Origin of the sequence: Oscillatoria sp. CS-180, from assembly GCF_028330965.1 — a bacterium.
In the GTDB taxonomy this organism is placed as follows: Bacteria; Cyanobacteriota; Cyanobacteriia; order Phormidesmidales; family Phormidesmidaceae; genus Halomicronema.
Genome location: NZ_JAQMUB010000052.1, coordinates 117,038 through 137,152, shown reverse-complemented (window position 1 = coordinate 137,152; position 20,115 = coordinate 117,038). Strand labels below are relative to the sequence as shown.

The 20,115-nt window shown below is 50.9% G+C and carries 19 protein-coding genes; 7 read left to right on the top strand and 12 right to left on the bottom strand.

The window, feature by feature from the left end; translation table 11 throughout:
• Positions 1-3 precede the first annotated feature (3 nt).
• From PN498_RS13005 to PN498_RS12995, 3 genes are all read right to left on the bottom strand, one after another.
• Complete coding sequence (locus PN498_RS13005; protein ID WP_272063230.1) at positions 4-1,800, bottom strand: PhnE/PtxC family ABC transporter permease; 1,797 nt, start codon at positions 1,798-1,800, stop codon at positions 4-6.
• 103 nt (positions 1,801-1,903) lie between these two features.
• Positions 1,904-2,653 carry a phosphonate ABC transporter ATP-binding protein gene (locus tag PN498_RS13000; RefSeq protein ID WP_272063229.1) on the bottom strand — a complete coding sequence of 250 codons (750 nt, stop codon included), beginning with the start codon at positions 2,651-2,653 and terminating at the stop codon, positions 1,904-1,906.
• Complete coding sequence (locus tag PN498_RS12995; protein ID WP_272063228.1) at positions 2,653-3,594, bottom strand: putative selenate ABC transporter substrate-binding protein; 942 nt, start codon at positions 3,592-3,594, stop codon at positions 2,653-2,655. The genes PN498_RS13000 and PN498_RS12995 overlap by 1 nt, the downstream gene beginning before the upstream one ends.
• A gap of 573 nt (positions 3,595-4,167) precedes the next feature.
• Here PN498_RS12995 and PN498_RS12990 point away from each other — a divergent pair.
• Both PN498_RS12990 and PN498_RS12985 read left to right on the top strand, forming a co-directional pair.
• The gene (locus PN498_RS12990; protein WP_272063227.1) at positions 4,168-4,911 is read left to right on the top strand and encodes a cytochrome c biogenesis protein CcdA; all 744 of its coding nucleotides are present in this window, start codon (positions 4,168-4,170) and stop codon (positions 4,909-4,911) included.
• A gap of 243 nt (positions 4,912-5,154) precedes the next feature.
• Positions 5,155-6,540, top strand: coding sequence for a cytochrome c biogenesis protein (locus PN498_RS12985; protein ID WP_272063226.1), 1,386 nt, complete (start codon positions 5,155-5,157; stop codon positions 6,538-6,540).
• A gap of 172 nt (positions 6,541-6,712) precedes the next feature.
• Here the strand turns inward: PN498_RS12985 and PN498_RS12980 are convergent, their stop codons facing one another.
• The 5 genes from PN498_RS12980 to PN498_RS12960 form a co-directional block, all read right to left on the bottom strand.
• A complete protein-coding gene (locus PN498_RS12980) occupies positions 6,713-7,174 on the bottom strand; it encodes an SWIM zinc finger family protein (protein WP_272063225.1) in 462 nt (153 codons plus the stop codon).
• A gap of 112 nt (positions 7,175-7,286) precedes the next feature.
• Positions 7,287-8,579 carry an ATP-binding protein gene (locus tag PN498_RS12975; protein ID WP_272063224.1) on the bottom strand — a complete coding sequence of 431 codons (1,293 nt, stop codon included), beginning with the start codon at positions 8,577-8,579 and terminating at the stop codon, positions 7,287-7,289.
• A gap of 46 nt (positions 8,580-8,625) precedes the next feature.
• The gene (locus PN498_RS12970; RefSeq protein ID WP_272063223.1) at positions 8,626-8,967 is read right to left on the bottom strand and encodes a type II toxin-antitoxin system PemK/MazF family toxin; all 342 of its coding nucleotides are present in this window, start codon (positions 8,965-8,967) and stop codon (positions 8,626-8,628) included.
• Entirely contained in the window at positions 8,964-9,218 is a 255-nt protein-coding gene (locus PN498_RS12965; protein ID WP_272063222.1) for an AbrB/MazE/SpoVT family DNA-binding domain-containing protein, read from the bottom strand. The genes PN498_RS12970 and PN498_RS12965 overlap by 4 nt, the downstream gene beginning before the upstream one ends.
• 35 nt (positions 9,219-9,253) lie before the next feature.
• The gene (locus tag PN498_RS12960; protein WP_272063221.1) at positions 9,254-10,897 is read right to left on the bottom strand and encodes a choice-of-anchor Y domain-containing protein; all 1,644 of its coding nucleotides are present in this window, start codon (positions 10,895-10,897) and stop codon (positions 9,254-9,256) included.
• Between the two features lie 234 nt (positions 10,898-11,131).
• Between PN498_RS12960 and PN498_RS12955 the strand changes: the two genes are divergently transcribed.
• Positions 11,132-11,836, top strand: a complete 705-nt coding sequence (locus PN498_RS12955) for an ABC transporter ATP-binding protein (protein WP_272063220.1) — start codon at positions 11,132-11,134, stop codon at positions 11,834-11,836.
• A gap of 46 nt (positions 11,837-11,882) precedes the next feature.
• A complete protein-coding gene (locus tag PN498_RS12950; RefSeq protein WP_272063219.1) occupies positions 11,883-12,071 on the top strand; it encodes a CPXCG motif-containing cysteine-rich protein in 189 nt (62 codons plus the stop codon).
• Positions 12,072-12,209: 138 nt separating this feature from the next.
• Here PN498_RS12950 and PN498_RS12945 read toward each other — a convergent pair whose 3' ends face one another.
• The 3 genes from PN498_RS12945 to PN498_RS12935 form a co-directional block, all read right to left on the bottom strand.
• The gene (locus PN498_RS12945) at positions 12,210-13,142 is read right to left on the bottom strand and encodes a vitamin K epoxide reductase family protein (RefSeq protein ID WP_272063218.1); all 933 of its coding nucleotides are present in this window, start codon (positions 13,140-13,142) and stop codon (positions 12,210-12,212) included.
• Positions 13,143-13,234: 92 nt separating this feature from the next.
• On the bottom strand, positions 13,235-14,770 hold the full coding sequence (locus PN498_RS12940) for a sensor histidine kinase (RefSeq protein WP_272063217.1): 1,536 nt from the start codon (positions 14,768-14,770) through the stop codon (positions 13,235-13,237).
• A 137-nt stretch (positions 14,771-14,907) separates the two neighbouring features.
• Entirely contained in the window at positions 14,908-15,264 is a 357-nt protein-coding gene (locus tag PN498_RS12935) for a hypothetical protein (RefSeq protein WP_272063216.1), read from the bottom strand.
• A 643-nt stretch (positions 15,265-15,907) separates the two neighbouring features.
• On the opposite strand from PN498_RS12935, the gene PN498_RS12930 reads away from it, so the two are divergent.
• From PN498_RS12930 to PN498_RS12920, 3 genes are all read left to right on the top strand, one after another.
• Positions 15,908-17,662, top strand: coding sequence for a hypothetical protein (locus PN498_RS12930; protein ID WP_272063215.1), 1,755 nt, complete (start codon positions 15,908-15,910; stop codon positions 17,660-17,662).
• Between the two features lie 179 nt (positions 17,663-17,841).
• Positions 17,842-18,249 carry a hypothetical protein gene (locus PN498_RS12925; protein ID WP_272063214.1) on the top strand — a complete coding sequence of 136 codons (408 nt, stop codon included), beginning with the start codon at positions 17,842-17,844 and terminating at the stop codon, positions 18,247-18,249.
• Positions 18,250-18,278: 29 nt separating this feature from the next.
• Positions 18,279-19,529 carry a gamma-glutamyl-phosphate reductase gene (locus tag PN498_RS12920; protein ID WP_272063213.1) on the top strand — a complete coding sequence of 417 codons (1,251 nt, stop codon included), beginning with the start codon at positions 18,279-18,281 and terminating at the stop codon, positions 19,527-19,529.
• An 80-nt stretch (positions 19,530-19,609) separates the two neighbouring features.
• Here PN498_RS12920 and PN498_RS12915 read toward each other — a convergent pair whose 3' ends face one another.
• Entirely contained in the window at positions 19,610-19,999 is a 390-nt protein-coding gene (locus PN498_RS12915) for a hypothetical protein (RefSeq protein ID WP_272063212.1), read from the bottom strand.
• Between the last annotated feature and the right edge of the window lie 116 nt (positions 20,000-20,115).

The window sequence follows — 20,115 nt, the reverse complement described above, 5'->3', positions numbered from 1 at the left end:
CGCTCAGCCGCTCCGTAAAGTAGCCCGCATTTGTTGGCTTACCATGTCTACACCAAAGGTGAGGACGATAAAACACCCTAGAGTCAGAACCAGTCCAGCATAGTCAAAGCTACTCAGCTGTTCTGTCATCAAGCGGCCTAGTCCGCCTGCGCCGACTAAGCCCACAATCACGGTTTCTCGCATACAGACCTCCCAGCGATAGAGGATATAGGCCAAAAAGCTACCTAGGTTTTGCGGCAGGATGCCGTAAAGGATGACCTGTCCAGGAGAGGCCCCCAGCGCATGAAGCGATCGCGCTGGGCGATCGTCCACATTTTCGTTGACCTCAGCCATTAAGCGCCCCAAAATGCCGAAATTATGTACCGCCAGCGCCAGTGCTCCAGGCAAAATGCCGGGAAACAGCACAAATAGAAACACCAATGCCCAGATGGGGGCAGGCACAGCACGACTGACGAGCAGCAGCAAACGAGTCATGATCAGTCCTGTCCAGGCCAACGGAATGCCAGGGTTGCTAGAACGATTGAACTCACTTCTGCCTTGAGCCTTGAGCCTTGAGCCTTGAGGTGGACGAGCTAGAGGACGACACCAGCCTCCTGGCAGCAGGAAAGTCCGTGCAGCTGGGAAAGAGGCCAGGATGCTGCTAAGTCCTGCGATCACGATCGCCACAATCGACATAGACAAGGTCAACACCGATAGCTGTAGAAGGTTGCTGAGCGTTTCTCCTCCAGGCCAGTGGGGCGTCGCGGCAACAATCACGTCCTGAAGCAGCATTCGCGTCCGGGGTGCCCAAAGGCGAGACCAATCCATGTCAATAGCCCAAAAGCACAGAGGGATTACGGTCCCCATGCCAAGCATTGTGGCCTTGAAACGCCAGGGACGCAATCGCGATCGCGAAAGGGTTTCATGTTCTGCTGATTGACGACGAGGTTGATTGATATCCAAGCGACTGGTAAATCCCATCTGTTGCCGTATCCAGCCGCTCCCTAGATCCACCATTCCATTCAGCACGATCAGAGCATAGAACCCAGTCCACAATTGGTCGTAGCGAAGGGACTGTAAGCTGAGCAAAATTTCATACCCCAGCCCACCAGCACCAATCACTCCCAAAACTGCCGCTGATCTCAACGAGCATTCAAACCGATAGGTGCTGTAGGACAGCAGATTGGGCAACGCTTGAGGCAGCAGGCCATACAGCCACGCCGTCAGCGGTGGAACGCCACTGTTGAGCAAGTTCTGAAGCGGCTCTTGGGGTGTCTCGTCCAGAATTTCTGAAAAGACCTTAGCCACAATCGCCGTAAAGGGTAGGGCGATCGCCAACACAGCAACGAGGGGATCTAAACCCAAGATATTGAGAAAAAATAGCCCCCAGATGAGTTCATGAATCGCTCTGGGAAAGGCCAACAATCCCCGCAATGACCACCAAATAGCAGTTCCCAGCCAGCGCTCTCGCGTTTGTTCAGGAAATATCGTTTGCCACCAGCACTTGGAAATCAATATCCCGCCGACGAAGCCTAGTCCAACGCTCAGCGTTGTACCGCATACGGCATAGGCCAGGGTCACGACAGTGGCACGGACAATGATGTTGAGAAATTCGGCACTGAGGTCAGGCTGGAGTGCACCGAGCCAAAATTCTGCAAACTGCCTCAGCCCACCGCTGTTGAAGACTTCAGCATCGGGACGGCCAATGCCGGCCTGATAGAAAGAGGTAGCGATTGCCCCCAAGCTTAGTCCCCACCACCCCACACTGCTCCACCGCCAAGGAGGTCGTTTGGAAAGGGTTGTTGGCAAAGAAGGAGTCACGGAGCTTACACCAATTTTGGCTTTTCGACTTTTGGATTTTGGCTTCGAGGTCAAGATGGACTCTAGCGTTTTCGCTGATTTAGAGCCGGGGATTGGCTATCCGTTAAGCAGAGAGCGCATAGAGAGCATCAATGCGGGCGGTGTCCATTTGCTCTGGATGGGCATCAAAGCAGATCTGGCCCTGCCGTAGACCAATCAGTCGGGTGCAGTACTGAAAGGCGTACTCGATGTCGTGCAGGCTGACGACTAGAGTTTTGCTAGTGGTTTCCGTTAAGCGACAGAGCAGAGCCATGAGGTCGTGGGAGCGAGCAGGATCAAGGCTGGAAATTGGCTCATCTGCCAAAATAGCCGTTGGATTTTGGACCAAGACACGGGCGATCGCCACCCGCTGCTGTTGTCCTCCCGACAGTCGATTCGTTCGAGCATAGAGTTTTTCAGGGATGCCCACTTGGGTCAACGCCTGCACAGCCGTTTCAACATCCTGGGGCCAGAGCAGAGACCAAGCCGCTCTGGCCAATGACCAACGGCCGAGCTGTCCAGCATTGACGTTGTGAATCACTGCCAGATTGTTGGCTAGGTGGTGCTGTTGATACACGGTTCCCACTTGTCGCTGTAGCCGTCGTCGCTCTTGCCCTTGCAGCTCACTGAGATCCTGACCCAGCACTTGCACTGTGCCCTGACTAGGCAACAGACTGCCGTTAAGCAGACTCAGTAGCGTACTCTTGCCCGCGCCACTGGGACCAATCAGTCCAACTCGCTCTCCTGGCTGTACCGTAAACGTGAGGTCAGTCAAAACAGTGAGTTCACCAAACCGATGCGTTACTTGATGCAGCTGAAATACGGCTTCTCCCATCACTGAATTTTGCCGAGCTCCCGACCGATCACCTCAATCTGCTGATAATTCTCATTCTGTGTGGGAATAAACTGGGTCGCGCTAAATAGGTCCAAGATTTCTTGCTCGTCAGCATCCCCAGCATCTAATCCCACCAAAGCCGCCTGCACCTGGTCCATAAAGCCGTCCCCATAACGGGCCTCTACCTCGGGATGAATTACCCAGTGATAGTTGTAATAAGGAGGCGTTTCCCAAATAAGCTGCACTTGATCAGTTGCGATTTCGCCTTCGGCCAAACGTGACTCCCACACCTCAGAATTCAGGGCGCCAACTTCATAGGTGCCCGCTTCTACAAGTTTGATCGTGGCGTCGTGGTTGCCAGAAAAGCCTACTTCCCCTTTGAAGTCATCCAGCGTCACGTTAGCCTGCTGAATGAAGTATTGAGGCATCAGCCGTCCTGATGTAGAAGATTCGCTGCCGAAGGTAAAGGTGCGTTCCTTCAACACAGCCAGATCGCTGGTGTTCTCGAAAGGTTCGATGCCGCTAGCGGTATTAGCGACAAAGACACTGGTGAACTGCTCATCAATGTCTCGCTGGGCGATCGCCGCTGCGCCCTCAACCTGAAGGCGTGCCTGCACCCCTGTCAACGCTCCGAACCAAACTAAATCTAGATCCCCAACCCTGAAAGCAGTCACCGCAGCGGCATAGTCCGTCACGGGCTGATACTCCACGGGAACCCCCAGTTCCTCGCTCAAGTACGCCGCCAACTTTTCTGCCTGGCGCTGCACCTTCTCAGGATCCTGGTCAGGAATAGAGCCGACTATTAAAGGGGATTCTGTGGCTGCTGTTGTTTCTTCGGCGTCGGTTGTCGAGGCTTCCGGTGTGCTTTGGCAGGCTGCCATCATCACCCCGACGAGCATTCCCAGCAAAGCTGCTCGTCGTTGAATTGTGTATTGTCCCATTCGCTTCCCAATTGCACCTTGACTCAACGAGTCGTTAAAGAGTCGGTTTTTTAGCTTAACACTGTGGTTTGTCCTAATTGAAGCGCGTCATTTAGGTCGGAAAATGTTGGTGATGAAAGCGTTAGAATTCGGAATCCAGAAGTCAGAAATCAGACGTCATAAGCTAGTAGAACCCTATTCCCCGAAGCTTATTACAGGTTTTTTGGACCTCTGGAGAACCGTTTCCTTTGAGTTGACAGCTTGATTTTTCTTGATTAAAGCCTTGTAGATTAAAGACAACACAGGGATTTGATAAGGGACCCCACCTGCAAAGGCGATCACATCGCGAGCAAGACAGGTCCACATCCAATCCACCAACCCCCAGTAGAATGAGTATTACTGAGATCTTGCATTAGTACATCAGCATCCTGCATTTGCCCCCTAAATCCCCCAATTCTAGGGGACTTCGATCTCAGAACCACCCAAATTTGGAGGGCAGGGGGGGGCAGACCAAGCAATGTCGGGACAACTGCAAGATCTGAGTATTAAAAAATAAACTGGGCGATCGCCCCAACAGCCATCAACTCAATTCACATGTTTGAAACGCTTCAAACCACCCTCTATGAAGTTAGCCAATATGCCAACACCCTAGTCTCCCAACAGTTGACCAGCATCTCGGTTGTTAGTTTGGGCGTGGTTTGGCTCGCCGGATTGCTCACCAGTCTCACTCCCTGCACCCTGTCGATGCTGCCCATTATGGTGGGCTACATGGGTGGGTATGAGGCCAAAGGACGGTTTCAGGCGATCGCTCAGTCCTCTTGGTTTGCTCTAGGGCTAGCGACGACGTTAGCAGCGCTGGGCTTGATTGCTGGGGCGATCGGTCGCGTTTACGGACAAGTTGGCGTGGGTCTGCCAATTATTGTGAGCGTGCTGGCAATTTTGATGGGGCTGAATCTGCTGGAGGCTCTGCCGCTCCCCATGCCCAGCATCGGTAACACCGATTTCCTTAATGAGGGACTACCGCTAGCCCTTAAAAGCTACCTGCTGGGACTAACGTTTGGCTTGGTCGCCTCTCCTTGTAGCACTCCTGTTCTGGCAACGATACTGGCCTGGATCTCGACAACGGGCGACCCAGTTCTGGGCGCGGCGCTGTTGCTGGCCTACACAGTCGGTTATGTCTCTCCGCTAGTGATTGCTGGAAGCTTTACTGCAACGATTAAACGGTTTTTAGAGATTCGTCGCTGGTCAGGCTGGATCACCCCGGCCAGTGGAATTTTACTGGTGGGATTTGGAGTATTCTCTTTGCTGCTCCGACTCGTTCCGAGTCAGTTGGTGTAGGGATGGAGCGCTGTCATCATTTATATCCACAATGGCGTCAGCAATGAGCGTTTCAGCCCCTAGTTGATAAATCTGGGGCGGGCACAGCAATGCTTATTCCACAAAGCCTCTAGCGTTAACTGATGACGCGCCCTAGGAAAGGTTGTTAATCAGATTAGAATTGATCTTGAGAAATAAAGATCAATAAACAACGCTTGGATGTCTGCGCTGAAGTGGCGTAGGGAAGCGCAACTAAAAATTGACATGGCTGCCTTAAACACTAAATCTCTGGGTCGCTGGATGCAGCGATATTTCAAACGAGAATTGCTGCCTTTGCTAGCGGATTTGCGGCTAGCGATCGCCCTACTCTTGACCATCGCAGTGACCAGTATTTTGGGCACTGTGATTGAGCAAGGGCAAACGGTGGCGTTTTATCAAGCTAATTACCCTGAAGATCCGGCGCTATTTGGCTTTCTAGATTGGAAGTTTGTTCTCATCACCGGACTGGATCACGTCTATCGCACTTGGTGGTATCTAGCGATTCTGATTCTGTTTGGGGCGAGTCTGACGGCTTGTACCTTTACCCGACAAATCACTGCGCTGCGCTGGTTTTCCAGAACCTGGAACTTCTACACCAAGCCTCGGCAGTTCAATAAGTTGGCGCTGAGTGCAGCGTTGGATGAAGGTAGCTTAGAGACCATGACACCGCTATTAGAGCAGCGGGGCTATCAGGTTTTTCAGCGCGATCAGGCACTCTATGCCCAAAAGGGAATTTCTGGCAGAATTGGTCCCATTGTGGTCCATGCCAGTATGTTGATCATCCTGGCGGGTGCCATTTATGGGGCAATGACGGGATTCTTCGCTCAGGAGATAGTTCCCAGCGGTCAGGTGTTTCAGATCCGCAATATCTTCGATGCGGGGCCTTGGGCAGCGGCACAGATCCCCAAAGATTGGGCCGTGCGCGTCAACGATTTCTGGATTGACTACACCACTGAAGGCGTCATTGATCAGTTCTATTCGGATCTATCGGTGATCAACGAGTCTGGAGAAGAGGTCAAGCAGAAAACGATCCACGTCAATGAACCCATGCGGTACAAGGGCGTAACGCTGTATCAGGCCGATTGGGGCATCGCTAGCGTCAAAGTGAAGCTCAACAACAGCCCAGTTTTGGAAGTCCCAATGGGCCAGCTTGAGACCGAGGGCAAGTCCCGCATTTGGGGGACCTGGCTGCCCATTAAGCCCGACCTGAGCGAAGGTGTCTCGCTGGTGGCAACAGACTTACAAGGCATGCTCCTGGTCTACAACACAGAGGGACAGTTAATCTCTACGGTTAGAAAGGGCATGGCAACTGAGGTGAATGGTATTCGCCTAGCCATCGTTGATATTGTCGGCAGCACGGGGCTGCAAATTAAAGCTGACCCTGGTATTCCTGCGGTTTATCTTGGTTTCGGACTCCTCATGGTAGGTGTTTTGATGAGCTACATTTCCCACTCACAAGTCTGGGCACTGGAGGCAGATGGGCAGTTTTTCGTGGGCGGACGTACTAACCGCGCTCAAGTCGCTTTTGAACGAGAACTGTTGCAGCTGATGGAGAGCTTGCAGTCAGAAAAATCTGCCGTCAAACACCCTGAAGGAGTTGCTTCTGTATAGTAACGAGCAGCAGTAAGCAATGATGCAAGGGCAAGAATAAGGCCGAAGCTGATCTTCACGAGGACGTTAAAAGCGTTCAAAACAGCTAGCGGCTACAGCGGCAAAAAATTAGTGAGACGATGCCTCGTTTCGGGTTACACCAATAGGGGATACCCATTGAATTCAGTGCACCTCATCGCGTAGGAAGCACCAGAGTAGTCTGTAAACCCGTAGTGCCTGCCTCGACAAAAGTCTTCAGTGAATCGAAACCTAAGTATTGAAGTACGGCGTAGCCATGCTTGCAACAGCCTCGACCAATAAACTGCTGCTGCCAACGATAGTCTTCGCAGTCGCAATCGAGGCGATCAGCATATTCTGAAACCACGTGCTGGGAACCGCTGTTTGGGTTAGTGACTGTGTAACGAGGCGGATCGCGTAGCCAATCAGTCACTTCTAGCTCGCGGGCATCTTCTTTCCGACGCTCAACAAAGTGGTGCTTAAAGTCAGTTTTGGAAATGAACGTGGGGCGATCGCCTTTCACCCAAACCCAAATAACATCCAAAAACTCTCGAATCTGAACGGGAACAGAACTGGGCAGCCCCATTAATCGACGAACGGCTGCCGCTGAATAAACAAACGTGGAGCGGGTTGCCATGATGCGAAATGTGTCAAATTGTTTCTGTCTTTATTTTGACGTAACAGCTTATGGAGCTGCCATTATCCAAAGGTGAGGACATTACCCCTGTATGAGTCGCGTTGAGAACTTGCTAGCTCTCTGCCGTAGCGAGTTCAGCCGTGAGGAAATCAATGAACTGGCGGGCTGTGCGTCCTGATCGCCCATTGTGACGAGTCGCCCACTGCAAGGCTCTGTACTTGAGATCTTCGGGATCGATAGTCAGCTTGGCATTGGCTGCAAGGTGCTGAACGATCGCCAAATAGGTTTTTTGATCCGCCGCTTCAAAGGTTAGCGTCAGGCCAAAGCGATCGCTAAACGACAGCTTTTCCTGAACAGTATCCCAGGATTGAATTTCGTCTTGATCGCTGGGGCGAGGCCGATCCGCAAAGTACTCCCGCACCAAATGCCGTCGGTTGGAGGTCGCGTACACAACCGTATTGGTAGCGCGTGCCGTCACATTGCCTTCTAAAACAACCTTGAGCGCTTTAAAGGCATCATCGTCCTCCTCAAAAGACAGATCGTCCACAAAAATGATGAACTTTTGGGGCAGATCTCTGACCCGCTCCACGACCGCAGGCAGGTGAATCATCTCAGCTTTGTCTACCTGAATTAAGCGAAGGCCGCGATCGCCATACTCGTTAACCAGTGCTTTCACCAGAGAGGATTTGCCGGAGCCTCGACTGCCGTACAGCAAAACGTGGAGCGCGGGATATCCCGCCAGTAAAAACTGAGTGTTGTGTAGAAGCCGCTTTCTAGGATCACCATAGGCGGCTAAATCAGCGAGACGAACTGGGTCGGGATGGGGCACGCCGTCTAGAGAATTGTGCCGCCAACGAAAGACCTGATACTGTCCTACAATGCCAGCGCCTCGCTGACGATAAAGGGTTGCCAGCTCCACTAGCCCTTCTTGCCAGTCAGGAAGGGTGACGAATGTAAGGTCGGGCGCAGGTTCATCCTCTAAGTACCAAATCACAGGAGCGTCGGGGATCTGGCAGACCGTTTGCACCCACTGGCTAAGCTGACTGCTTTGGCACGTGAATAGCGTTTGGAGTCGCCGTAAATCACTGCGCGCGGCATTGAGCAACGCGGTTGGTAACTCTTGAACGGGCAAACGCTGTGCCTGCTGCGAAAAGGGATTTTCGGACTGGAGGATCTGTTCGATCAGGTGAGCTTGCCAGGTTTGTTGACGTTCTGCCAGTGTTCGAAACCAAACGCCATAGGCAATCAGACATTCAGCAGAGTCCTCCCGGCAAAGGGCATCCAGCAGCGACAAGAGGGCTTGACTAACCGGGGTCTCTAATACTGACTGGTACAGCAATAGCCCCACTGCTTGTTGTCGATACCGCTGCACTGAGGCGATCGCCTTTGCCGCCAATCCACTCATCCCAGTCCACCCTGTGCCATGTCTATCCCAGCAGCCTGTTCATCGGTCATGTCACCAAGGTCTCCAGGCGACCGATGACCTCCATCATGAGTTCAGGCGTGGCCGATTCTACAAACGCGACTTTTCTAGCCTCTCGATCCACCGTCCTCAGCTGATCGACCAGGACAACCCCGTAGGTCTCCATCGATTCTGGTAAGGGCACTTCAAAAGGCCACCCCTTTTGAGAGCTGACCACAGGACAAACCAGCATGAGTTTGGAGATGCGATTATAAATGAGGGGCGAAATCACGATGGCAAAATGGCGGTCTAAGGGGCCTTCCCCAATTTGTAAGCTGCCGTCAATCTGGATAATGTCTCCCCGATCAAGGGTCCGGTCTTCGGCGGTCACCAATGTTCCTCCCCGATAGCAGCGCCAAAGTCAACCTCACCTGGCTGTAGCGCTGAATTAGCTGTGGCTAGCAGGCTTTCAAGTGTGTGATGAGACTTGGCAGGAGCAATGACGATTCGATCAGCTTCCACTGTAATCGAAATCATCGCTCCCTCTTTGATACCAGTTTGGGAGGCGATCGCGGGTGGCAGCGGAATGCCAAGCGAATTTCCCCATGAGCTGACCTTCTCGATAATCATGTCTAACGCCATGTGGGTTCGACAATGAGTATACCTGTTCAACACAGCTAACAGAATATCTCACGTCCTTCAGCGTAGCCAAACTCGATATAGTGTCGAGTTGCGGCATTAGGATCATGTTCGAAAACAGCTCGTAAATCACTGTGTTTCCCCAAGTAAGCGACCTCATCAAACAGGTCACGGGCACGGCCTTCACCATTGCCAAAAGTAATGTAGTGCTCGGTTCCCGCCTCCAGGTCATAGCCAAATGCTTCAATAAGATCGGGATGAGAGGCAATGTAGTCAGCCGCTTCAAAGGTGATGCTTCTGCCTTCGCTGATTCCCGTTTGGAAGAAGTGATTGCGACCGGCTTCTAAGTCATAGCCAAAGGCGGCAATCAAATCGTCATAGGAGGCAATGTAGGCAGCAGGATCAAACCCTAGGAAAGGATCACGGCCTTCCCGAAAGCCCGATTCAATGTAGTGGCGAGTGGCCGCAGCCAAGTCTTTACCAAAGGCGTCTTGCAGGTCTTCATAACCCGCCAGATAGATTTCTGGGAAGAAGAGTTTCAGCGATCGCTCCTCTGCAAAACCCGACTGAATGTAGTGCCGGGTGGCAGCATCCAGGTTATAGCTGAATGCCCTGATCAAGTCTCCGTGGGAAGCCAGATAGATATCTTCGGCAAACTGGTCAGCGACTCGCCCCTCTTTAAAGCCGGATTGTAAATAGTGCAGTCTGCCTGCCTCTGGGTTATACCCAAACGCTCTAATCAAATCGCCATAGGACGCGATGTAGTCATCGTAGGTGGCCGGACTAAGGGGTGTTTGTAGGGAGACGACCTCGATTTTGCCGAGCGTGAATTCGGAATATCCCTGGTCAGTATTATCTCCCCAGAACAAAAAGTTGGGCGTCTCGTAAGGATTAGCCGCTTCGGGGAAAGGCGGATCGCTAGTCGTAGGATCGAACTGGTAGTCTCGCAGGTTGCCCGTCAGGATTTCAACACCGTTTGCAGCGAGTGAGTAAGTCTCACCTGAAACGCTAAGCCAATACGTCTTGCTAACACTGAAGTCGAGGGGCGTGGCGCTGGAGTTTTCTGCTTCTGTAAAGTTGGCAGATTGGGCAAAGGCGCGATCGCTGCCCTCAGTTTTGAAGCCGATTTCAATGGCTTTCGTGGGATCGTCCGTGACTGCAATAACGGTAAAGCCTGCTCGGTTAGGGTCACTTGCTTCTTCCGAGATGGCTAAATCAAAGGCGACGGTAAAGCCGGGCGTTGGATCAAGATCAGGAAAATTATCGTTGACCTTCACAAATTCCAACGACTCGTCTAAGTTACTCAGAAATTCGATATCAAGGTTATTTGGGTCAATTTCCTCTAGGTTGATCGTGTAGTTAGTGTAGCCTGCATATCCGGTATTGGCGTCTGCTGTAAATCTGAAGGGCGCTATAGGGGGTAGGTTGCCACCACTGAGAATGAAGGTAAGAGCGTTGTAACCCGGGGCATCATCAAAAGCCGTCCCATTTGTGTTTAGGGTTGTTCCACTAGCCGATTTAGTGGCATCGCTCGATAAATTGGGTATGTCGACGTATACGACAGATTGCAGTGAGAGGGGCAGCGAAGGAAAGAAAGGAAATATGGGGATCTGACCGTACGCTAATTGGCCTAGCGCCAAAATATCTGTATTGACAGCAGGGTTGTATAACGTAGTTGCCATAGTCTCTTCCCAAACAAACGTGTCACTACCGAGGGTGAATGTTCGTAGAGAACATCCACTTCATAACCTATCCGTTTTTGTACCCATGCAGGTAAAGACGGCAAGGAATTTTTTTGAATTTCTGATAAACGCAGTCTAGTGGTAGTTTGTAAGCCTCTGTGAAAACGTGAAAAACCAGACCAATCGTCATCGCACATTGGCCTGTGGGTTGTTGGGAAAGCGAGAGGATTGGGCATGAGCCTTCTAGTCATTCGAGACTTATACAGCGGCTATGGAGAAGTGGATATCCTCAAGGGCCTGAATCTAACAGTCGATGTTGGAGAGATTATTGTCATTGTGGGCCCTAACGGAGCAGGCAAGTCCACGGTGCTGAAATCCCTGTTTGGCCTAGCCCAAGTCCATCAGGGGGAAATCCTATGGCGCGATCGCGATATCACTCACTTAAGAACTGATCGCCTCGTTCAAGCCGGTATCTGCTATGTCCCTCAGGTCAGCAATGTCTTTCCTAGCTTGACCGTGCAAGAAAACCTAGAAATGGGCGCGTTTATTCGTGAAGATGACTTTCGTTCCCAACTAGAGGAGGTGTATGGTCTGTTCCCCGATTTGAAGCAGAAGCGATCGCAAACTGCTGGCACCCTATCTGGAGGACAGCGACAAATGGTTGCCATGGGGCGAGCACTGATGGTCAAACCGAAGCTGCTCTTGTTAGACGAACCGACAGCGGGGCTATCGCCGCTCTACGTTGAGCAGATATTTGCGATCGTCGAAGATATCAATCGTCAAGGCATCAGCGTCTTAATGGTTGAGCAAAACGCTAAACAGGCTCTCAGCATGGCTCATCGTGGCTACGTGCTAGCCATGGGGGCGAACCGCTTTGAAGACACAGGCCCCAATATTCTGACAAATCCTGATATTGCCAAGATGTTTTTGGGAGGGTGAGCTAGTAGACTCTTGAAAGGTCTACAACTCACGATTCGAACTGACAATGCAGACTACAGCCGATTACATTTGTGCATTTTGTGGTGAATCCAACACGACTTTCATTGACCTCTCGGGCGGATTCCAACAGAGCTACATCGAAGACTGCCAGGTTTGTTGTCGTCCTAACCAGCTCTACATCACCGTTGACGAAGACACCCTCGAAGTTGCGATCACAACCGATTACGCAGGATAGGTTTTCAAAACACGAGTCCCCAATGCTATGTGTCGCACTGAGGACTCCTACTACTGGGTCTGTTTCAGACTATTCAAGAGTCATCTATCAGGCCGTCGTATTTTCCATCGGCCTAATGAATGTAGTGGAAATTGAGCCTTAGTTCTGAAAATTGCGCGGACCGGTGTAACCAGACGCATCCGCCAGTGTTTCGAGAGATTGGGCACCCACGAAAAATTCACCGTTGACTTCCCACGTCGGGAACCCTTCGACCTCAGGCACTGAACGACAGAGCTGCGTCTGTGAGTTCTGTCCGTCCTCAGCACATTCAACGTAGGGAATAGCCTTTGCGGCTTCTTGTCCAAAGAGTTGCTTTTGATCATGGCAATGAGGACACCACCAAGCGCCATACATCTTGGCATCAATGTCAGTTAAGTGGTTAGCAAGCTGCAATTCTGACTCACTAGACTGGGTGGAAATCGGTGGCCCTACCTCGCCAGGCCCGCCCTCTTGAGCGAGTTGGGGATTATTGATAGGCGCATAGACGGCTAGGGTGCCAATCAGCGTCACCATGGCAACAATCACCCCCATGAAGGCTAACTGCCCCACATCGTCCCAGCGCCGACCAATGATAGTCACCACAAACATCGTCGCTGCAAAGACTGCCGATGTAATGCAGTAAAGACAGGGAGCCTTGATTTCAAACGCCAATAGGTACATCAGATAGGCGCTGAAGACCAGCATTGCAGTTGCGCCCATGAACAACAGCGGCCAAGTAATGTTTTCTAATTTCCGCCGTAAATCTTTATTCTTGTCTGGATTAATGGCAAAGGGAGACAGTGCCATCGTGGCCATTCCCAAGTATCCCAGACACCCAAACAGCGTTAAAGGTTGGCCAAAGACGCGAGCATATTCGCTGGAGAGGACGCGATCGCATCCACCCGTCGGACAGGTAACATCGCCTTCCATGAGCTTAACGACAGTCAGGTAGGCGGTTCCTAAGGCGCCCATTAGAGCGATCGCTCCGATGATCCAGCGAGACCACCGCTGAATCCATGAGGCTTCTTGACGACGTCGGCGTATGTAAGTCATTTCCTAGCAAGTCTGTCAGCAAATTTCTTTCCTATTTTGCCTCATGGCCTCAATCTATGACAGGCTCTCAAAGAACTCATTGTCAATACACGTTATATTTCACGAGTATCCAAAGGTAGAAACGCCGTCAAAACATCTCCTTGCTCCGGCTTTTGTCGCAGGATGAGCTTACCTCCAAGGAACTGGAACAGGCTCTTCGTAACGTCTAAATTCAAGCTCACGCCTCCCGTCTCTGGAACGATAGTCAGCAGCTGTCCGACTGATTTAACAGACTGGCGCTTGCTAGCAAAGCCATTTTCGAGGGGACAACCAGAAGCGCCATTTTCTGATTCAAACTGTAACTTCAGCTGATGTCCTGCCAGCATGACGGTCATGTGGACGTGGCTATGGGGGGGCAAACACTGAGTAAACCACTCAACAACCCCTGCCAGAACTTCATTGAGCAGCGTGGGGTCACTCGTGACACGGGGTAAATTAGGCGGTAAGGTCACATCTAGATTAAGATTACGGCGCTGCGCCTGCTGCTGCCAGCGAGGAATGGCATCTTGAAAGATCTGAGTCAAGGCAATAGGGGTCAACGAGGAGCGCGGGTGATTACGTTCAGCGGTTTCTAACTCAACGGCGCGAAAAATGAGATTGAAGCGATCAATTTGCTGAGTACATTCCTGATCGATTCGAGCTAGGCGTTTCTTAACTTCGGCAGCGAGATCTTTTCGACGTAAGAGCGATCGCGTTAGGGTCCGAATTGTCGTCAAGGGTGTACGAATCTCATGGGCCATGGCCTGCAACAGTTCAGTATCCTTCTCGGCAGGCGTTTCGGTGTTACCATCCAACGCAGTGGCAGCAGCAAACCGAACATGACTATTACTGTCTGGAATTCTGAACTCAGATCCCTGAGCTGAGGATGCCTCAGAAGGCCAACCCTCGTCTGTACGGTGGGGTAGATGAGCTAGTAGAGCCTGCGTAAATTGGGCGATCGCTCGATAATCAGGAGCCGCGATCGTCTTTGTAATACGTTCATCCAATGCATCAAGGCTTGACAATGCACCTGCTCGCGACACATGAATTTGAATTTGCTGCCAGAGAGACAATAGAGTTTGTGGATCGAATGAATATTGTAGACGGGGACTCGCCCCTGTGGGTTGTCCTAAAACAAGACCTACGCTGAAAGCAGGCGTGATCACTAAACAAAATCGCTCTGTTAGTAGGGGATCGTCATGGGACAGAGGAATCACCTGAAGCGCTTCCCCTACGTTCACAGCCACAGGGCATTCTGAGGATGACGGCAGCAGAGTTTTCTGCCCCTGTAGGGCATCAGCAATGGGCTGCGGCGTAATCACCCATTTTTCCAACCGCTGGTCGAGCGTTGCATCACTCAGAACTGGAAGAGGTCCTGACAGAATAAGACCTTTCGCTAAATCTGCTGGATGAGCTGTTCGGCTAGTTCGACGAGGTAAATGGGGCAAAACATCAGTGAGCGCTGCGATCGCCGCCCGCCATTCTGCCTCAGCCCCCTGAAGAGAGCGCTGTTCAGATTGCCGGGATGTATTTCTCTGATTCCAAGAACCCGAGAAACACTCCATATCACTCAGAAGATCGCTTAAACTCGTGTAGTTAGCGGTATCCACAAACGCCTCCCTGCCCTACTGAAATCACCCCTTGAGAGGGCGCTGTGTGTCAGCAAGCACACACTCCAATAAGTAGAGCCTACTGGAAGGACAGCGTATTTGTTAGGTGTAGAACCGAACGGAACGAGAACGGGTTTCTAACCAAACCAGTGTGATGGCAAAGAACCACAGCTTTGGGGAGCCCCTTGAGTGATCGATTCCCAAGGAGCTTGGCGCGCCGTCAAATGCTGAATCCCTTCATGAATCAGATCATCCATGATGATCTGCTGCTCTTGCGAAAAGCAGTGAGTCAGATTTTCAGCGGAGCAGCTATGGGAGGTTTCAGCTGTCGTGTAAAACGTTGGCATGCGCCTCAAAACGTAAGCGACTAGCTTCTCTCGCAAGATTTTAGACGAGAGAGCTGTTTGATAGTGGGCCGTAGTGTAATTACTAAGGACTTCTTCCACTTTGTTGGTAACAACAGGCAAGGATACGTTTACGATTTCTTGTGCCATTGTATTAACTCCAAATGCGTCTATCGAGCTTCTTCGGACCTGCAAAGGCTCGTCAAATGACTCAGTATCTCAAACAGAAGCAAATTCTTTTGACACAAAGTATTTCAAGCCTTTGCGCTCAAGGACTTGCTTTAGCAGATGTAAGCGGAACAGTAAAAAAGGATTCAATTACTTTCAAGGTTGCATCTGGGATCATCTCCTTTCGAGAAATAACAGTTGATCCCAGATGGAATTTGAGAATTCATTGAATTGGACTATCCGTTCAACAATCTGAAAATGATCTGTTGCTATCGTGTCCTATCAAGTCAATAGCTATATCTATGTTTTATAAAAATTCCCTTTTTCCTTCTAAGAAGAAACCATTTAATTAGCATTTCTCCATAGAGCGATATCCAAGTTTACGGTTGCGATAGCGGAGCTTCTCTGACCAGAGAAATTGGATCCCCTACAGGTAATTGACTGCTATTTTTCGTGACCAAAAACTTTTCTCAGTCAGGATTGAGAAAAGTTTTTCTAGCGATCGCTATCTGCCATGAACTCAGTTAGTACAGGTTAGAATCTTTGAGCGTTGTGAGGCATTGGTTGCGGGGCATCACTAGATTAAAGGATTGCCAGCTAGTAGTACAAAAGCACGGTCTTGAATATGACATCACGTTTGACAGGTGTTCAGCGATCGCGCATGGCTGAGGCGCTGACGCTCTCCCGATTTCTGATTGCTGAATCGAGTACGGCGGATGAGTCATTGGTGCAGCGGCGGCGCGATCGCTTACGCACCCTTCAACAGGAATTGCAGGCTTGCACCCATCCCATCCGTCGGGATTTGTGTGCACCTGAATCGATTCCGTTAGGGGTGCGCCAGGCATTTGTGCAATCAACGCTGTTGGTCAGTCGCTACTTTGCAGTTGGGGGTGTGGGCTGGCGGGGCACCTTCGAATCGCCAACGCTGGCGGGCTATCGCCCTGATCCCACACCTCCCGTTTGGGAAACGACCACAGGCATAGCGGTGATGGGCGATCGCTTTGCACTGCCTAAAGAGGTGATGGAGGATATTGCTCACACCCTCAAGCAGGTAGACACAGAAATTGCTCAGCAGCGCCAGTTAATAAACGCAGTTTTACAATCGGTGGGGCTAGCGGCAGATATGCCAGAACCGCTGCCTATCGACCCTTTTGCCCTGCTTTTTCAAAACCTGTTCAATGGTGTTGTCGTCAACGCCGACAGACTCTCAGTCATCTTCACTCCCACGCAGCTGCACTTTTGTATAGACTTTCCACCCTTAGAAGATTTTCTAGCGTGGGGAAATTTGAGTGCTCCCGAGTATCAGGCTGACTTGAGAGACCTGCATCAGAAACTTTCTGATTTCAGCTTTCAAAAGTTCAAACGCTTTCCAACATTTGGACCCTGTGACCCGGCAGGCATTAACTGGGAGTGGGCACAGACCGTTTGCGATCGCTTCAAGGATCAGTCTCCGTCTCTCAGTTCAGTGACGCCGGAGCAGGTTATCCAGAGATTGTCTAAAAGTATTGGCGTCCTACCTGCAAAAGATGCTGAGATGTTTTTGGTTCACGATATCTGGGGGCACTACTGGCAACTCCTCTTCAGCCAGTTTGACAGCGATTATGTCACGTTGGCAGATTGTGGTGAGGCGCTGCGACTGCAAGAAACCGCTTATACGCCTCAAGGCCCTCTCACCTTCCGTGAGCTGTTTCAGTTTTCCAACGCTGATGTCCTAGTCGATGAAGGGCGAGCTAGACAGTTTTTTCATGGTGAAGTGCGTCAGCGTCTAGGGCTCTTATTCACGCATCTATTGGGAGAACTTGTAGCCGATATTGCTGAGTTCAAATTCACCTGGACGAATCCTGAATCAGCCCATCAGCTGCCGAGCTCATCGGCATTTACGGATTATCCGGCTAACCTTGATCTCAGTCTGGCAGACCTCGACTTTCTGTTCCTGCGAGTGCTGCAACCCCTGCTCGAAATTCACTTGTCGCCACTCAAAACCTCACCTCTGGAGATTGCACTGCTAACCGAGTCCTCCATCCAGCAATTGTCCTCTGACCAGGTGCCTCGCTTGGAGGTCAACTTGAAGCGAGCGATCGCTCAGCTTTATCAGATTTTCATCGATGAATATTACACGGCCTACTTACCGGTGATCGAAACGGAAGAAAGCCTTTTTGCAGAAATTGCGCTCAATCTTTTGCAGCTACAGAACGTGATTAACACTCTGTACACTGACGCTCAGTTTACCGAGCAGGCTCCATTGCCCTTTCAAGACTTGCTGATTGTTTTCGTCAGCAACTATTGTTCTGGGGATAGCTATGCTGAATTTTGGAAAATTGATAATGTGCTGGCTGAGTATTTCATTCCCTGTTGGCGACTGCTGCTTCAGACGATTTGATCGAATTGGTTAAACAGCTTCCGGAAATCATTTTTAAGCGGCATGATTGAGACAGGAGGCAAATATGATGTGTCGTGTAAGCGACGCTCTTGCCTTCTTATGGGGGGTTAGCTATGGTGTGAGAATCCCCACACAGGGTAGACCGATGCATTTTCAGACATCCTCGACAATTGCGATCTGTGCGCTCTAGAAAAGCTCAAAAGATTGACCTCCAAGCAGAGTACCCCTGCCCCTGCCGTCGCAATGGCACCCTGGTCCCCATTGCGCTGACCGAAGCGTTTGGTTGCAACCGCTGCCAACAAATCTTCGTAATCAAAGAAGACGGCTATCTGCTGGAGCAGCTTTCGACCCATTATCCCTACAAACGGGTGTGGTATTGGACGGGCAGTCAATGGCGTCTTGACCACTCTGTTTTGAGTAATCACTACTTACCCCTGGCAACCATGTTGTTTGGGGTTGGCATGTTTGTTCTATTGTTGGCGATATTGCAGCCGCCTAACAGCTTAGGAATGTTTCTCCGGTTGCTCACGGTTGCGGCTGTTGCGCTACTGTTTCTAGTTGTTTTTTGGCTTTCTTGTCGTCGCTAGACGTCCTCTTGTTTTCCTGGATGATGTAAATGACTTCTGTTCAGTCTTTGGCCGAGCTATCGGCGCTTATCCGACAAGTCCGCTACGCAGCCAAGGCCTTAGAGAAGGTCGAAAAGGTGACAGAGGTCCTTCATTTAGCCACTCAGACCTTCCGAGAAGAAACAGATGCCATCTTGGAAGCCAATACGCTGGACTTGGAAGCGAGTTTAGAAATGGCAGTGCCTGAGCTGGTTGTTGAGTGGCTTAAGCTCACGCCGGAGCGGCTCAATACGGCCATTACCATTTTGGAAAGGTTAGCTAACTTAGATTCGGTAACGAGTTCTGTTTACAGTTCTCAGCTAGCGATCGCCTCCATTTCTCATTCCTATTTGTTAGGCGAACCCTTGGGCGTCATTGCTTTTGTTTACGAAGCCTTACCCGAGCTTGCCATCGTAGCAGCGGGACTGTGCTTGCGGGCAGGAAACGGTCTCATTCTCAAAGGCGGTCACGAAGCCAGTCAGACTAATCAGGTGATTGCAGAGGTTTTCCAAACAGTGTTGGCTCGGGTGTCTTTACCCGAAGCTGCAATTCTGACCATTTCCCCTAGCGAAGGCGAAGCTGCCCGTCGCTGGCTAATGCAGACGACCGAGCTGGATTTGCTGATCCCCTATGGACGAGCCAGCTTGGTGCAGCAGGTGGTCAGAGAAGCTAATTCGCCTAGCCTGTCGATTGCGATCGCCAACTGCTACCTGTATTGGGCACACACGGCTCCAGCTGACGTCGTTGCTGAGATTGTCCTGGACAGCCGTCGAGGTAATCCAGAGCCCGTCAATGGAATCGAAAAAATTTTGGTTGATAACCGAGTCTCTCCAATTGCAATGGATGAGCTTTTCCAATTGCTGCAAGAACGAGGCTTGAAGCCGATAGATGTCGAGGTGCCCTCTATCGTTCCATTTATTGCTCCTGAGGAGGAGGAACTTTGGCAGGAAGCACAGCTTAATTATTCTGTTGTCGTTTCGCGGGTGACTGATCTATCAACGGCGATCGCTCTGATCAATCGCTACAGCAACGGTCATGCCGATTGCATCGTGACTAACTCTTACCAGGAAAGCGTACAGTTTGCTAGCCAGGTTCGCAGCGCGTCCATCTATGTCAATGCTTCTCCCCGCTTTAAGCGGAATGCTGCTCAAGCTAACGCGATCGCGCTGGGGATGTCAGCTCAGCGCGGGCTCAAAGGCGGACGTATCACTTTAGAGTCGCTGCTCACCCACAAGGCCGTTATTCAAGGATTGGTGCAATAAGTCTGTACTAAGAAAGCCTGCTCAATTGCAATCGTTGAGCAGGCTGATACGTAGAGAGGAAAGTGGGCAGTGGACCAAGATTATGACTTGGTGATGATCCGACGCTGCTCTTCGAAGCCACTAGCGTCCTTGTCTAAGTTCTCACGGCGTAGCTCGTCGAAATCGATACCCTTGACTTGAATCTCAGCCACCGCGTCCTTGTCCAAGTTCTCGCGGCGCAATTCGTCGAAGTTCACTGCGTCTTTGTCTAAGTTCTCGCGGCGTAACTCGTCGAAATCGATACCCTTGATTTGAATCTCAGCCACCGCGTCTTTGTCCAAGTTCTCGCGGCGTAACTCATCGAAGTTCACTGCGTCTTTGTCTAAGTTCTCGCGGCGCAACTCGTCGAAGTCAGGAGCAGCATAGGCGGCTGGAACAACAGCGATGGAAACAGCAGTCAGAGCGGTGAGGGCTAATGCAATGCGTTTCATAATTGAACTCCTTGAATTGATTTATCACTTCAATCATCTTGAGTTCCATAGTGCGATGCCTTCCTGAACCTGACCTGACTTCAAAATGAACCTCTCTTAATCACTTCATGAGAAAA

What these genes read in the sequence shown, in the direction of transcription:
- PN498_RS13000 (WP_272063229.1), bottom strand. Translation starts at nt 2,653, where the DNA reads ATGGGAGAAGCCGTATTTCAGCTGCATCAAGTAACGCATCGGTTTGGT.
- PN498_RS12995 (WP_272063228.1), bottom strand. Translation starts at nt 3,594, where the DNA reads ATGGGACAATACACAATTCAACGACGAGCAGCTTTGCTGGGAATGCTC.
- PN498_RS12990 (WP_272063227.1), top strand. Translation starts at nt 4,168, where the DNA reads ATGTTTGAAACGCTTCAAACCACCCTCTATGAAGTTAGCCAATATGCC.
- PN498_RS12985 (WP_272063226.1), top strand. Translation starts at nt 5,155, where the DNA reads ATGGCTGCCTTAAACACTAAATCTCTGGGTCGCTGGATGCAGCGATAT.
- PN498_RS12980 (WP_272063225.1), bottom strand. Translation starts at nt 7,174, where the DNA reads ATGGCAACCCGCTCCACGTTTGTTTATTCAGCGGCAGCCGTTCGTCGA.
- PN498_RS12975 (WP_272063224.1), bottom strand. Translation starts at nt 8,579, where the DNA reads ATGAGTGGATTGGCGGCAAAGGCGATCGCCTCAGTGCAGCGGTATCGA.
- PN498_RS12965 (WP_272063222.1), bottom strand. Translation starts at nt 9,218, where the DNA reads ATGGCGTTAGACATGATTATCGAGAAGGTCAGCTCATGGGGAAATTCG.
- PN498_RS12960 (WP_272063221.1), bottom strand. Translation starts at nt 10,897, where the DNA reads ATGGCAACTACGTTATACAACCCTGCTGTCAATACAGATATTTTGGCG.
- PN498_RS12955 (WP_272063220.1), top strand. Translation starts at nt 11,132, where the DNA reads ATGAGCCTTCTAGTCATTCGAGACTTATACAGCGGCTATGGAGAAGTG.
- PN498_RS12950 (WP_272063219.1), top strand. Translation starts at nt 11,883, where the DNA reads ATGCAGACTACAGCCGATTACATTTGTGCATTTTGTGGTGAATCCAAC.
- PN498_RS12945 (WP_272063218.1), bottom strand. Translation starts at nt 13,142, where the DNA reads ATGACTTACATACGCCGACGTCGTCAAGAAGCCTCATGGATTCAGCGG.
- PN498_RS12935 (WP_272063216.1), bottom strand. Translation starts at nt 15,264, where the DNA reads ATGGCACAAGAAATCGTAAACGTATCCTTGCCTGTTGTTACCAACAAA.
- PN498_RS12930 (WP_272063215.1), top strand. Translation starts at nt 15,908, where the DNA reads ATGACATCACGTTTGACAGGTGTTCAGCGATCGCGCATGGCTGAGGCG.
- PN498_RS12920 (WP_272063213.1), top strand. Translation starts at nt 18,279, where the DNA reads ATGACTTCTGTTCAGTCTTTGGCCGAGCTATCGGCGCTTATCCGACAA.
- PN498_RS12915 (WP_272063212.1), bottom strand. Translation starts at nt 19,999, where the DNA reads ATGAAACGCATTGCATTAGCCCTCACCGCTCTGACTGCTGTTTCCATC.